The sequence below is a fragment of the Rhizobacter sp. AJA081-3 genome, assembly GCF_017795745.1.
Lineage (GTDB): Bacteria > Pseudomonadota > Gammaproteobacteria > Burkholderiales > Burkholderiaceae_C > Piscinibacter.
The window spans coordinates 3,346,943-3,360,721 of sequence record NZ_CP059067.1 but is presented as its reverse complement, the minus strand read 5'-3'; the positions used below and the strand labels follow the sequence as shown (position 1 = coordinate 3,360,721).

The window sequence follows — 13,779 nt, the reverse complement described above, 5'->3', positions numbered from 1 at the left end:
GGAAGAATAGCAGTCCGGCGCCGGGCTTGCAGGCCGCGGCGGCGGTGCGACAATGGCTTTCACACCGAGGCCCACCGTGCTCGACATCGAAGCTCCGTCCGTCGACTCCGCGCGCATGCGCCGCGCGGGCCGTGAGCTCCTGTCGCTCGCGCTGATGGACTCGCGCAACCACACGCTGCGCTGGATCGGCGCCTTCGAGCAGGCCCTGTCCACCCCCGAGCTCGACGTGCCGCAGGCGAAGGACCTGAGCCCGCCGCTGTGGGAGCTGGGCCACCTCGGCTGGTTCCAGGAGCGCTGGATCGCGCGCAACGTGCAGCGCCAGCGCGGCGCGCGCTGCGACCCGACGCAATCTCGCCTGCCCTCGGTGCTGCCCGATGCCGACCGCAGCTACGACCCCGCCGAGGTGTCGCACGCCGGCCGCTGGAAGCTCGAGCTGCCCGACCTGCAGTCCACCAAGCAGTATCTCGTCGAGACGCTCGAGACCACCCTCGACCTGCTCGAATCCACCCCCGCGGACGACGACGACGCGCTGTACTTCTACCGCCTCGCGCTGTTCCACGAAGACATGCGTTGCGAGCACTTCGCGCAGATGTCGCAGACGCTGGGCTTCGATGCCGGGCTGCTGGCTGCGCCCGCGGCCATCAATGCGCGCGATCCGCTGCTCTTTCCGGCCACGCGCTGGCCGCTGGGCTGCGAGCCGGGCGGCTTCGTGTTCGACAACGAGAAGTGGGTGCACGAGGTCGAGGTGCCCGAGTTCGAGATCGATGCGCAGCCGGTGACCTGGGCGCAGTACGCCGAGTTCGTCGAGGACGGCGGCTACGACGCGCGCGAGTTCTGGCATCCGCAGGCCTGGGAATGGCTGCAGCGCGAAGGCCGGCGCTCGCCGCGCCATGTCGATCAGCTGCGCCATGGCGTGCTGCAGCAGCGGCTGGGCAAGCTGATGCGCGTGCCGATGGCGCAGCCGGTCGTGCACGTCAGCTGGCACGAGGCCGATGCCTGGTGCCGCTGGGCCGGCCGCCGCCTGCCCAGCGAAGTGGAATGGGAAGCCGCCGCCCACCAGGGCGCGAGCCGCGGCTTCCGCTGGGGCGACGTGTGGGAGTGGACGGCCTCGACCTTCCGCCCCTATCCCGGTTTCGTGCCAGGCCCGCAGCGCGACTATTCGCAGGCCGCCTTCGGCTCGCACAAGGTGCTGCGCGGCGCCTCGTTCGCGACGCGCGGGCGCATGCGCAGTGCCAAGTTCCGGCACTTCCAGAGCCCGGAACGCGACGACCTGTTCTGCGGCTTCAGAAGCTGCGCGCTCTGACGCGCTGATCACCATGGGCCTGCTCTCGGCCACCTACGCCGGCACCGGCCCCGACGGGCAGGCCGTGAGCTGGCGCGACGGCAAGCGCCTGGGCTGGCTGCTGTCGGTGGTCTACCCGCTGATGCCGTTGCTCGGTGTCGCGCTGCACGCGTGGACCGGCCAGCCGATCGCGCTGGCGCTGCCGCTCGTCACTGGCTACGTGCTGATGCCGCTGCTCGACGCACTGATCGGCGAAGACCTCAACAACCCGCCCGAGGGCGTGGTGCCGCAGCTCGAGGCTGATCGCTACTACCGCTGGCTCACCTGGGCCACCGTGCCGCTGTACTTCTTGACGCTGATCGGCTGCGCCTGGTGGGCCGGAACGCAGGCCTTGCCGTGGTGGGCGCTGCTCGTGCTCGCCTACGTGGCCGGCACCAACTCCGGCATGGGCCTGACCACCGGCCACGAACTCGGCCACAAGCACAACGCCATCGAGCAGTGGCTGGCGCGGCTGATCCTCGCGGTGCCGGCCTATGGCCACTTCACGGTGGAGCATGGCCGCGGCCACCACCGCTGGGTCTCCACGCCCGAAGACCATGCCAGCGCCCGCATGGGCGAGAGCATCTACCGCTTCGCGCTGCGCGAGCTGCCCGGCGGTATCCGCCGTGCCTGGCAGCTCGAATCGCAACGGCTGCACTCGCTCGGCTTCGGTGCCTGGAGCCTGCGCAACACCATGCTGCAGTCGTATGCGATCACGGCGGTGCTGCAGCTCGGCCTGCTGCTTGCCTTCGGGCCGGTGATGATCGTGTTCCTGGCCGTGCACAACCTGGTGGCGTGGTGGCAGCTCACTTCGGCCAACTACGTCGAGCATTACGGGCTGCTGCGCGGCAAGCTGCCCAGCGGCCAGTACGAGGCGCCGCAGCCCCACCATTCGTGGAACACCAACCACCTGGTGACCAACCTCGCGTTGTTCCATCTGCAGCGCCACTCCGACCACCACGCCAACCCCTCGCGGCGCTACCAGAGCCTGCGCCACTTCGCGGAAGTGCCGCAGCTGCCCAGCGGCTACTTCGGCATGTTCACGCTGGCCTACTTCCCGTGGCTGTGGTTCCGCGTGATGGACGAACGCCTGCTCGCGCTGCCGCATGTGCGCGGCGACCTGGGCAAGGTCAACATCGACCCGGCCGCGCGCATGCGGCTGCAGGCGCGTTACGGTGACGCCCGCTTGGGCTTGCGGTAGCTCCACCACGGCAGCACGCGGCGCAGCGAGAGCACCTCGCCGCTGCCTTCGGCGGCATAACCCGGCAAGGCATTGAGCTGCGCGCGCCACGCCTCGCTGCGCAGCAGCGACAGCAGCGTCTGTACCTGCGGCTGGTCGAGCGCGTGCTGCAGCGTGACGAGGAAGTACTGCTCGCGCGCCAGAGGCACGAAATCCAGCCCGCGCGCCGTGGCGGCGGCCTCGATGCCGAAGCTGGCGTCGGCGCTGCCGCTGGCCACCGCCTCGGCCGCGGCGCGGTGCGAGGGCTCGGTGGTCTCGAAGCCGCCGATGCGCTCCGGCGCGATCTTCTGCTGCGCCAGCAGCTCTTCGAGCACCACGCGCGTGCCGGTGCCGCGCGAGCGGTTGGCGAAGCGAAGGTTCGCGCGGCACAGGTCGGCCAGCGATTCGATGCCCAGCGGGTTGCCCGGCGCCACCATCAGCCCCTGCGTGCGCCGCGCGAAGCTCACCAGCTTGTGGTGCCCGGGCTTGAGCATCGGCCGGTAGACCTTCGCGGTGGGCGAGCGCAGCGGCGACTCGGTCAGTGCATGGAAGCCCGCCATCAGGCAGCGGCCGTCGTTCAGCGCGGCCAGCGCATCGACGCTGCCGCTGAACTGGATGTCCAGGTGCAGCTTGTGCTGCGTCTGCGCCAGCGCGCGCAGCAGCGGCAGTGCATCGTCGTGGCTAGCCGTCATCGGGATCACGCCCGCGCTGGCATCGAAGGCGATCGCGAAAGCCTGCTCGAGCTCGCTGCGCAGCGCCTCGATCTGCGGCGCCAGCCGCGCCTGAGCGCGGCGTTCGGCCCACAGCAACTTCTCGCCGAAGGGCGACAGCAGAGCCGGCTGGCCCTTCACCCAGACCACCAGCGTCTGGCCGAGCTCGCCTTCCCAGCGCTTGAGCTCGCCCCAGACGTGCCGGTACGAGAGCTGCAGCTGGCGCGCGGCGGCGCTGATCGAGCCGGTGTCGTGCACCGCGGCGAGCAGCGCCATCAGCGGGTGGTGCAGATCGCGCTGCGCCGGCTCGCGGCCGGCCAGCGTGTAGGTGAGGCTCACCCTATGCATGACGGTTCATATGGTCGTGGTTGCCTATCGGCATGGACAATCCACGCGAGTATGAGAGATGTTGGATGAATGACTTTGCCGAGAGTGTCCGTACCGCCGTCGACCTGATCTTCCATGCCGATCCCGTCCTGCTCCACACCGTCGTGCTGTCGCTCTCCGTCAGCGGCACGGCCTGCCTGGTCGCCGCCGGATTCGGGCTCGCGCTCGGCGCCTGGCTGGCCGTCGCGCAGTTTCCCGGCCACCGCCTGGCGGTGCTCGGGCTGAACACGCTGCTGGCGCTGCCCTCGGTGGTGGTCGGCCTGGTGGTGTACCTGCTGCTCTCGCGCAGCGGGCCGCTGGGCAGCTGGGGCATCCTGTTCACGCCCACGGCGATGGTGATCGCGCAGACCATCCTGGTGCTGCCGGTGATCGCCGCGCTGACGCGCCAGCTGGTCGGCGACTCGCTGCGCGACGGCGGCGACCAGCTGCGCTCGATGGGCGCGCGCCCGATCGCCTGCGCGCTGCTGATGCTGGTGCACGACCGCTGGGCGGTGCTGACCATCCTGATCGCCGCCTTTGGCCGTGCCATCGCCGAGGTCGGCGCGGTGATGGTGGTGGGCGGCAACATCGACGGCGTCACCCGCGTGATGACCACCTCCATCGCGCTGGAGACCAGCAAGGGCGACCTGCCGCTGGCGATGGCGCTGGGCATCGTGCTGCTCGGCGTGGTGGCCGTCGTCAACCTGCTGCTCGGCCTGACGCAGCGCGGCCACGGCTCGGCACTGGCGGGGGTGCGATGAGCCTGATCGAAGTGAAGGACCTGGCGGTGCGCTTCGGCGAGGTGCAGGCGCTCAAGGGTGTGTCGCTCGGCGTGGCGCGCGGCGAGTTCGTGGCACTGGTCGGCCCCAACGGCTCGGGCAAGACGACGCTGCTGCGCGCCATGCACGGCATGCTGCGCCATCGTGGAACGATCAGCCTCGGCGCCGATGTCGGCCGTCAGGCGATGGTGTTCCAGCGCCCCTTCGTGATGCGCCTGTCGGTGCGCAACAACCTGCGCCTGGCGCTGTGGCTGGCCAAAGTGCCGCGCGCGTCGTGGGACGAACGTGTGGCCGCCGCCCTGCAGCGCGTCGCCCTGCAGGGCCTGGAGCAGCGGCCGGCGCGTGCGCTGTCGGGCGGCCAGCAGCAGCGACTCGCACTGGCGCGGGCCTGGGCGGTGCAGCCGGCGCTGCTCTTCCTCGACGAGCCCACCGCCAGCCTGGACCCGACCGCCAAGCGCGAGGTCGAGGCGCTGCTGGCCGGCTTCGCCGCCGACGGCATGACGCTGGTGATGAGCACCCACAACCTCGGTCAGGCCAAGCGCCTGGCCTCCCGCGTGGTCTACCTGGAGGACGGCGAGGTCCACGCCGACCTGCCGACTGCGCAGTTTTTCAACGGCCGGCTGCAGGGCCGCGCACAACAGTTCCTCAAAGGAGAAATGGCATGGACCATCGAATGAAGCTCGCTCGCGTGACCCGACTCACCCGCCGCAGCGCCCTCGCGCTGGGCCTGGCCGCCACGGCGCTCTTGCCGCTGGCCGCGCAGGCGCAGGACAAGTTCATCGTCATGTCGTCGACGACGAGCACCGAGCAGTCGGGCCTCTTCGCGCACCTGCTGCCGGCCTTCAAGAAGGCCAGCGGCATCGACATCCGCGTCGTCGCGCAAGGCACCGGCCAGGCGCTGGACATGGGCCGCCGCGGTGATGCCGACGTGCTCTTCGTGCACGACCAGGTGGCCGAGGAGAAGTTCGTCGCCGAAGGCTTCGGCATCGAGCGCCGCCCGGTCATGTACAACGACTTCATCGTCATTGGCCCGAAGAGCGACCCGGCCGGCGTCAAGGGCAGGGACGTCGTCGAGGCGCTGAAGAAGCTCGGCGCCTCGAAGTCCGAGTTCGTCTCGCGCGGCGACAAGAGCGGCACGCATGCCGCCGAATTGCGCTACTGGAAGGCCGCCGGCGTCGACGGGCCGGTGGGCAAGGTGGCTGGCTACAAGGAATGCGGCTGCGGCATGGGCCCGGCGCTGAACATCGCCTCGTCGACCAACGCCTACGTGCTGGCCGACCGCGGCACCTGGCTGTCGTTCAAGAACCGCGGCGAACTGGCCATCCTGGTCGAGGGCGACAAGCGCCTGTTCAACCAGTACGGCGTGATCGTCGTGAACCCGGCCAAGCACCCGCACGTCAAGAAGGACATGGCACAGGCTTTCGCCGACTGGGTCGTCTCGCCCGCGGGCCAGGCCTCGATCGCCGAATACAAGATCGGCGGCGAGCAGCTGTTCTTCCCGAACGCCGGCGCCAAGTGACGCCATGAAGCGTCTCGTCGTGATGGGAGTGGCGCTCGGCATGGGTGCGCTGGCCGCCGCGCAGGGCACCGAGATCAAGGTGCTCGCCGCTGGCAGCCTGCGCGCCGCGCTGGGCGACGTGGCCAAGGCCTACGAAGCGGCGTCGCCTGGGCGGAAGGTCACGCTCGGATTCGGCGCGTCAGGCCTGCTGAAGGATCGCCTCGTCGCTGGCGAGCGCGCCGACGTGTTCGCCTCGGCGAACATGGAGCATCCGCAGGCGTTGGCCGCCGCGGGCAAGGCCGCGGCGCCGCAGGCTTTCGCAAGCAACCGGCTGTGCGCGTTGGGCTCGCCGGCTTTCGATGCGACGCCCGACACCCTGGTGGCGAAGCTGCTCGACCCGGCGGTGCGCGTGGGCACCTCGGTGCCCAAGGCCGACCCGGCCGGCGACTACACCTGGGTGATGTTCGAGCGCATCGAGAAGTCGGGCCGCGCCGGAGCCTTCAAGACGTTGAGCGAGAAGGCGCTGCAGCTCACCGGCGGCCCGAACTCGCCGCCGCCGCCTGCCAACCGCAGTGCCTACGGCGCACTGATGGCGGCGGGCGCGGCCGACCTGTTCATCACCTACTGCACGAACGCGGTGATCGCGCAGCGCGAGGAGCCTTCGCTCAAGCGCATCGAGGTGCCGGCTGAAGTGAACGTGAGCGCGAGTTATGGCGTCACGGTGCTGCAGGGCGCGCCGGACGACGCGAAGCAGTTCGTGCAGTTCCTGCTCTCCGCACCTGGCCAGGCCGTGCTGGCCCGCCACGGGTTCGCCGCGCCCTGAGCGGCGATCAGGGTGCGAATTCGTAGGCGAGCGTGGTGATGGTGCCGCGCCAGTAGGTCTTGCGGCCTTCGGGCAGCAGCCACGCCACCTCGCCGGTGAAAGGCACACGCAGGCCGTCCTGCACGCGGTAGTCGGACCATCGGCCCTCCCAGGGCGCCATCGTCGTCACCTGGCCGACCATGCGGCCGCGCGCCTCGGCGCGCACCGATTCCATCAGGCCGTCGGCGTCGAAGCGGAACAACAGCGTCAGCGGCGCCGCGCCATCGGTCAGCGTGGCGCGGGCCGAACGGTCGTCGACGGCTTCCCAGCGCACGCCCTGGCTGGGCAGCAGGGCGGTCGGGTACCACGCGGCCTCGGCGAAGAAGCGCATCAGCTCGCCGCGCGCGAGCTCGCCGCCGCCACGCAGGTCGGCCATCGTGACGAGCCCGCCGATCGCCGCGTGCAGCAGGCCCTCGCCCGCCACGTAGGCGTCGTGCACGTGCACCGGGAGGCCCGGCAGCATGGCGATGCGCGCGTCCCACACGAAACCGGAGCGGCGCGTGACGACATGCTGCACCGAGGTGAAAGGCTTCCACTGTTCGCCCGACGCGCTCATGTTGAAGCTGCCGGTGTGCTCGACGCGCGCCGCCGTGACGATGGGCTGGCCGTCCTTCAGCACGGCGCGGAAGTAGCGCTGCACGGGGGCGGGCAGGCCCTCGAGTTCGCGCGCGTCGTAGCGGGTCGGCGTGCCCGGGGCGGCCGGCGTGCGGGCCGCGTCGAGCCGGGCGATCAGCTCGCGCGCCGCGGCGTTCCAGCGCGCGCTGCCCCAGGCCGTCAGGCCGAAGCCCGCCAGCACCAGCAGGCCGATTGCGGCGCCCACCCACTTCCATGCGCTCATCGAGGTTCCCCGTCCGTGAGCGGCCAATTCTGCGAGCCGCTCCTCTTGCCGGATTGACGGGGCGCAAGCGTCGCGGCGTGATGCGGCCTCAGCCTGAACGGCGATGCCGCCCCCTGAACAATCTTCCCGACACGCGCTTCACCCCGACGTGCTGCGCCTGGGCTGGGTGAGCCTGCTCACCGACATCAGCTCCGAGATGATCTTCTCGGTCTTCGCGGTGGTGTTCACCACGGTGGCCGGCGCATCGGCGGCGCTGCTCGGGCTGATCGAGGGGCTGGCCGACCTGTCGGCTTCCTCGCTCAATGCGGTCTCCGGCTGGCTGTCGGATCGCAGCGGAAGGCGCAAGGCCTGGGCGCTGGCGGGCTACGCCTTCTCGACGCTGGCCAAGGCGATGCTGCTGCTCAGCCTGGCCGTCGGCAACCTGGCGGCCTTCCGCGTCATCGAGCGGCTCGGCAAGGGCTTTCGCGGGCCTCCGCGCGATGCCTGGCTGGCCTCGATTGCCGAAGGTGCCTCGCGCGGCTATGCCTTCGGCGTGCACAAGGCGCTCGACAAGTCCGGTGCCGTGCTCGGCCCGCTGCTGGCCTGGGCGCTGATCACAGCGCTGGGCGAGTCGGCCGCCACCTACGCGACGCTGTTCTGGGTGGCCTTCGTGCCGGCGGTGCTGGCGCTCGCCGTGCTGGCCCGGCTCGACGACCGCCCTGCGCCGCCGCGTGCGCACGAGAGCCTGTGGCAGGGCTGGCATGCGCTCGGTCCCGGGTTCCGGCGATTCCTCGTGCCGGCCGGGATCTTCGCGCTGGGCTACTACAGCCTTGGCTTCCTGCTCGTGAAGGCGCACGCGCTCGGCTTCGGCGTGTCGGGTGTGGTGCTGCTCTACGCGCTGTTCAACGCCACCTGCGTGATCGCCGCGCCGCTCGCCGGAAAACTGGGCGACCGCATGGGCCGCACCCGCATCGTGCTGCTCGGGTACGCGATCTACGGCCTCGTCAACCTCGGCATGCTGGCCGTCGGCGAACGCTGGCAACTGGTGGCGCTGTTCGCGCTGTACGGCGTGTTCTACGCCATCGAGGAGTCGCAGAGCCGCGCCTTCATCGCCGACCTCGAGCCGCAGCGGCGCGCCACCGCGATCGGCCTGTACAACCTGGTGACCGGCACGCTCTACCTGCCGGCCTCGCTGATCGCCGGCGCGCTGTGGACGGTGTCGCCGGCGGCGGCCTTTGCTCTGGCCGCCGCGCTGTCGGCGGCGGCGATGCTGGCCTTCGTGGCGCTGCGTCCGGCCGATACTGCTCCATAAGAGAACAGTCGCCGGCGTCCGCAGAAACGCCTCGCCAAGGGCCGTGACGCCCGGCGCCCGGTGGGCTGGGCCTATGCATGAAGGCTCATAAGGGAACGCCTGCGCTTTGCATCGCTTGCCACGGCTCGAAGAATGCGCCTCGACACCGCCTATCCGGCGGTGGCCCGCCAACCGAGGAGACACCCGTGAGCGTTCCCATCACCCTGACCGTCAACGGCAAAGCCGTGACGGCGAACGTCGACCCGCGCACGCTGCTCGTGCAGCTGATCCGCGAGCAACTGCAACTGACCGGCACGCACGTGGGCTGCGACACCGCGCAGTGCGGCGCCTGCACCGTGCACCTGAACGGCCGCGCGGTGAAGTCCTGCTCGATGCTGGCCGTGCAGGCGCAAGGCGCCGAGGTCACGACCATCGAGGGCCTGTCGAAGGCCGGCGAGCTGCACCCGATGCAGTCCGCCTTCCGCGAATGCCACGGCCTGCAATGCGGCTTCTGCACGCCAGGCATGGTGATGTCGGCGGTGAACCTGCTGAAGGACAAGCCGAACGCCAGCGAGACCGAGATCCGCGAAGGCCTGGAGGGCAACATCTGCCGCTGCACGGGCTACCACAACATCGTGAAGTCGATCCAGCTGTGCCAGAGCGGCAAGGTCGGCAACACCGGCGTCGCCGTCTGAAGGAGTACTGCATGACCGACATGTCCCAACCCCCGCTGAGCCCGATCGGCCAGCCCCAGCTGCGCCGCGAGGACTACCGCTTCCTCACCGGTGCAGGCCAGTACACCGACGACGTGGTGCTGCCCGGCCAGAGCTTCGGCCACTTCCTGCGTTCGCCGCATGCGCATGCGCGCATCAAGTCGATCGACATCAGCAAGGCCGCCAAGGCTCCGGGCGTGGTGCAGATCTTCACCGGCGCCGACCTCGCCGAAGCCAAGGTCGGCGGGCTGCCCTGCGGCTGGCTGATCCACAGCAAGGACGGCTCGCCGATGAAGGAGCCGCCGCACCCGGTGCTGGCGCAGGGCAAGGTGCGCCACGTCGGCGACCAGGTCGCGCTGATCGTCGCCGAGACTGCGCTGCAGGCCAAGGACGCTTCCGAGCTGATCGAGGTCGACTACGACGTGCTGCCCGCGGTGATCGACATCACCACGGCCGACAAGTCCGCCTCGGCGGTGCACGACGACGTGCCGAACAACGTCTGCTACGACTGGGGCCACGGCAACAAGGATGCGGTGGACGCGGCCTTCAAGCAGGCGGCGAAGGTCAGCACGCTGGAGTTCGTCAACAACCGGCTGATCCCCAACGCGATGGAGCCGCGCGCGGCCAACGCGCAGTACACGAAGCATGACGACAGCTACACGCTGTACGTGGCCAACCAGAACCCGCACGTCGAGCGGCTGCTGATGAGCGCCTTCGTGCTCGGCCTGCCCGAGTCGAAGGTGCGGGTGATCGCGCCCGACGTCGGCGGCGGCTTCGGCTCGAAGATCTTCCTCTACGCCGAGGAGACCGCGCTGGTGTGGGCGAGCAAGCGCGTCAACCGGCCGATCAAGTGGACCGCCGAGCGCAGCGAATCGTTCCTGACCGACGCCCACGGCCGCGACCACCACACCAAGGTCGAGCTGGCGATGGACGCGAAGGGCAACTTCCTGGCCATGCGCGTGGACACCATCGCCAACATGGGCGCCTACCTGTCGACCTTCGCGTCGAGCGTGCCGACCATCCTGTACGCCACGCTGCTGGCGGGCCAGTACAAGACGCCGGCGATCTACTGCAACGTGAAGGCGGTGTTCACCACCACCGCGCCGGTGGACGCCTACCGCGGCGCCGGCCGCCCCGAGGCCACCTACGTGGTCGAGCGCATCGTCGAGCAGGCGGCGCGTGACCTGCAGCGCGATCCGGGCGAACTGCGCCGGCAGAACTTCATCACCGAGTTCCCGTACGCCACGCCGGTCGGCCTGACCTACGACACCGGCAACTACGCCGCCCACCTCGACAAGGCGATCCAGCTGGCCGACGTGGCCGGCTTTGCAGCGCGCAAGGCGGCCTCGGCCGCCAAGGGCCGGCTGCGCGGCCTGGGCTACAGCTGCTACATCGAGGCCTGCGGCCTGGCGCCGTCGAACATCGCCGGCGCGCTCGGTGCACGGGCTGGCCTGTTCGAGGCCGGCGAGGTGCGCGTGCACCCGACCGGCACGGTGACGGTGTTCACCGGCTCGCACAGCCACGGCCAGGGCCACGAGACCACCTTCGCGCAGGTCGTCGCGGCCAAGCTCGGCATCCCGGTGGCCAACGTCGAGATCGTGCACGGCGATACCGGCCGCGTTCCCTTCGGCATGGGCACCTACGGCAGCCGCTCGCTGTCGGTCGGCGGCACGGCCATCGTCAAGGCGGTCGACAAGATCATCGCCAAGGGCAAGAAGATCGCCGCCCACCTGCTCGAAGCGGCCGACACCGACATCGAGTTCGACAACGGCGAGTTCAAGGTGAAGGGCACCGACAAGAAGGTGCCGTTCGGCTCGGTGGCGCTGACCGCCTACGTGCCGCACAACTACCCGCTGGACAAGCTGGAGCCGGGCCTGAACGAGAACGCCTTCTACGACCCGACCAACTTCACCTACCCCTCGGGCACCTATGTCTGCGAGGTCGAGGTCGACCCCGACACCGGCAAGACGCGCGTCGAGCGTTTCACCGCGGTCGACGACTTCGGCAACATCGTCAACCCGATGATCGTTTCCGGCCAGGTGCACGGCGGCCTGGCCCAAGGCCTGGGCCAGGCAATGATGGAGGCTTGTGTGTACGATCCCGAATCCGGCCAGCTGCTGACCGGGACGTACATGGACTACACGATGCCGCGCGCCGACGACCTGCCGAACTTCACGGTCGACCACACCGTCACGCCCTGCACGCACAACCCGCTGGGTGTGAAGGGTTGCGGCGAGGCCGGTGCGATCGGTTCGCCGCCGGCCTTCATGAACGCGCTGACCGATGCCCTGGGCGTGAAGGACCTGGCCATGCCGGCCACGGCCGAACGCGTCTGGCGCGCCGCCCACAAGAACGCCTGAGGAGACGCACACATGTACACCTTCGACTACCAGCGCCCGAACAGCGCTTCGGCCGCGGCCTCGGCCTTCCAGGGCGACACGCGCTACCTGGCCGGCGGCCAGAGCCTGGTGCAGGCGATGAAGCTGCGCCTGTCGTCCAGCGAACGCCTCGTCGACCTCGGCGGCGTGGCCGAGCTCAAGGGCATCTGCATGGAGGGCAGCAACGTCGTCATCGGCGCGATGACCACCCATGCGGCGGTGGCCGCCTCGGCCGACGTCAAGAAGGCCGTGCCGGCGCTGGCCGAACTGGCCGGCGGCATCGGCGACCAGATGGTGCGCAACATGGGCACCATCGGCGGCTCGATCGCCAACGCCGACCCGGCGGCCTGCTACCCGGCGGGCATCGTCGGCCTCGGCGCGACCATCAAGACGAACCAGCGCACGATCTCCGGCGACAGCTTCTTCACCGGCCTGTACGAGACCGCGCTCAAGCCGGGCGAGCTGATCGTCTCGGTGAGCTTCCCGAGTGTCACCAAGGCCGCGTACATCAAGTACAAGCAGCCGGCCTCGCGCTTCGCGCTGGTCGGCGTGTTCGTCGCGCAGACCTCGGCCGGCGTGCGCGTGGCCGTCACCGGCGCGGCAGGCAGCGTGTTCCGCTGCAAGCCGATCGAGGACGCGCTGGCCAAGAGCTTCACGCCGGAAGCCGCGAAGGCGGTGAAGGTGAGCGCCGACGGCCTGAACGGCGACCTGCACGGTTCGGCCGCCTACCGCGCCGCGATGATCAGCGTGATGGCCTCGCGCGCGGTCGCCGTGGTCTTGGCGCGCTGAGGCCCACTGCCGGCGCCGGTGACGGGCCGGCAGACCGACGATCGGAAGTCCGACCATGACGCTTCCAGAACTGCGCCTGCCCGACTCCGTCGACGCGGTGATCGCGCTGCTCGCCACCGAGAACTACATCTGCGACCGGCGCCTGGCCACCGCACTGTTCCTCGCGCTGAAGCTGCGCCGGCCGCTGTTCCTCGAGGGCGAGCCAGGCGTGGGTAAGACCGAGCTGGCCAAGTCGCTGTCGACGGCGCTGGGCACACTGATGCTGCGCGTGCAGTGTTACGAGGGGCTGGACGTCGCGCAGACCGCCTACGAATGGAACGTGGCGCGCCAGATGGTCGAGATCCGCCTGGCCGAAGCGGCGCACTCGATCACCGACGCGGCCGACCGCGACCGCCTCGCGCACAGCCTGTACTCGCGCGCCATGCTGATCGAGCGGCCGCTGCTGCAGGCGCTGACGCAGTCGCGTTCGCCGGTGCTGCTGATCGACGAACTCGACCGCGCCGACGAGCCCTTCGATGCCTTCCTGCTCGAGGTGCTGGCGGAGAACCAGATCACCATTCCCGAGCTGGGCGCGATCAAGGCCGATGCGCCGCCGATCACCATCATCACCAGCAACCGCACGCGCGAGATCCACGACGCGCTGAAGCGGCGCTGTCTGTACCACTGGGTCGAGTTCCCGGACGTCGAGCGCGAGCTCGACATCGTGCGCCGCAAGGCGCCGGGAGCTTCCGAACGCCTGTACCGGCAGGTGGTGGAGTTTGTGCAGCGCATGCGTTCGCTCGATCTCTTCAAGGCCCCGGGGGTGGCGGAGACGATCGACTGGACGAATGCGCTGGTCGCTCTGAATGCGATGCGGCTGGATCCGGCGACGGTGCACGACACGCTGGGGGTGCTGCTCAAGTACCAGGACGACATCGCTCGCATGGGCGGTGGGGATACGGCGAAGATCCTCGACGAATTGAAGGCGCGAGCCTTGCTCGATTGATGGCTGCGCTGGCTCACTTCGCAACAGCCCGCCGGTCGCGCCCGGCCGGCG

At 69.9% G+C, this 13,779-nt stretch carries 13 protein-coding genes; 11 read left to right on the top strand and 2 right to left on the bottom strand.

Annotated elements, in window-relative coordinates; all coding sequences use genetic code 11:
• The first annotated feature begins 76 nt into the window (after window positions 1-76).
• On the top strand, window positions 77-1,303 hold the full coding sequence (gene senA, locus HZ992_RS16190) for a selenoneine synthase SenA (RefSeq protein WP_371816740.1): 1,227 nt from the start codon (window positions 77-79) through the stop codon (window positions 1,301-1,303).
• A 13-nt stretch (window positions 1,304-1,316) separates the two neighbouring features.
• Window positions 1,317-2,522, top strand: coding sequence for an alkane 1-monooxygenase (locus tag HZ992_RS16185; RefSeq protein ID WP_209382864.1), 1,206 nt, complete (start codon window positions 1,317-1,319; stop codon window positions 2,520-2,522).
• Here the strand turns inward: HZ992_RS16185 and HZ992_RS16180 are convergent.
• Window positions 2,492-3,598, bottom strand: coding sequence for a substrate-binding domain-containing protein (locus tag HZ992_RS16180; RefSeq protein ID WP_209382863.1), 1,107 nt, complete (start codon window positions 3,596-3,598; stop codon window positions 2,492-2,494). The genes HZ992_RS16185 and HZ992_RS16180 overlap by 31 nt on opposite strands.
• Window positions 3,599-3,663: 65 nt before the next feature.
• Here HZ992_RS16180 and HZ992_RS16175 point away from each other — a divergent pair, with 65 nt between their 5' ends.
• From HZ992_RS16175 to HZ992_RS16160, 4 genes are read left to right on the top strand one after another with little or no spacing between them, the layout of a single operon-like run.
• Window positions 3,664-4,377 carry an ABC transporter permease gene (locus tag HZ992_RS16175; RefSeq protein ID WP_209382862.1) on the top strand — a complete coding sequence of 238 codons (714 nt, stop codon included), beginning with the start codon at window positions 3,664-3,666 and terminating at the stop codon, window positions 4,375-4,377.
• Window positions 4,374-5,072: an ABC transporter ATP-binding protein gene (locus HZ992_RS16170; protein ID WP_209382861.1), complete on the top strand. Its 699-nt coding sequence runs from the start codon at window positions 4,374-4,376 to the stop codon at window positions 5,070-5,072. Before HZ992_RS16175 ends, HZ992_RS16170 begins: the two co-directional genes overlap by 4 nt.
• Window positions 5,057-5,914, top strand: coding sequence for an ABC transporter substrate-binding protein (locus tag HZ992_RS16165; protein ID WP_209382860.1), 858 nt, complete (start codon window positions 5,057-5,059; stop codon window positions 5,912-5,914). The genes HZ992_RS16170 and HZ992_RS16165 overlap by 16 nt, the downstream gene beginning before the upstream one ends.
• Window positions 5,915-5,918: 4 nt before the next feature.
• On the top strand, window positions 5,919-6,716 hold the full coding sequence (locus HZ992_RS16160; protein ID WP_209382859.1) for a molybdate ABC transporter substrate-binding protein: 798 nt from the start codon (window positions 5,919-5,921) through the stop codon (window positions 6,714-6,716).
• Window positions 6,717-6,723: 7 nt separating this feature from the next.
• Here HZ992_RS16160 and HZ992_RS16155 read toward each other — a convergent pair whose 3' ends face one another.
• Window positions 6,724-7,593 (bottom strand): DUF6920 family protein, encoded by an 870-nt coding sequence (locus tag HZ992_RS16155; RefSeq protein WP_209382858.1) that lies wholly within the window; start codon window positions 7,591-7,593, stop codon window positions 6,724-6,726.
• 103 nt (window positions 7,594-7,696) lie between these two features.
• On the opposite strand from HZ992_RS16155, the gene HZ992_RS16150 reads away from it, so the two are divergent.
• From HZ992_RS16150 to HZ992_RS16130, 5 genes are all read left to right on the top strand, one after another.
• Window positions 7,697-8,884, top strand: a complete 1,188-nt coding sequence (locus HZ992_RS16150) for an MFS transporter (protein ID WP_209382857.1) — start codon at window positions 7,697-7,699, stop codon at window positions 8,882-8,884.
• Between the two features lie 185 nt (window positions 8,885-9,069).
• A complete protein-coding gene (locus tag HZ992_RS16145) occupies window positions 9,070-9,558 on the top strand; it encodes a (2Fe-2S)-binding protein (protein WP_245213065.1) in 489 nt (162 codons plus the stop codon).
• 11 nt (window positions 9,559-9,569) lie between these two features.
• Window positions 9,570-11,936: a xanthine dehydrogenase family protein molybdopterin-binding subunit gene (locus HZ992_RS16140; RefSeq protein WP_245213064.1), complete on the top strand. Its 2,367-nt coding sequence runs from the start codon at window positions 9,570-9,572 to the stop codon at window positions 11,934-11,936.
• 12 nt (window positions 11,937-11,948) lie between these two features.
• On the top strand, window positions 11,949-12,743 hold the full coding sequence (locus tag HZ992_RS16135; protein WP_209382855.1) for an FAD binding domain-containing protein: 795 nt from the start codon (window positions 11,949-11,951) through the stop codon (window positions 12,741-12,743).
• A 55-nt stretch (window positions 12,744-12,798) separates the two neighbouring features.
• Entirely contained in the window at window positions 12,799-13,728 is a 930-nt protein-coding gene (locus tag HZ992_RS16130; RefSeq protein WP_209382854.1) for an AAA family ATPase, read from the top strand.
• Window positions 13,729-13,779: the final 51 nt, after the last annotated feature.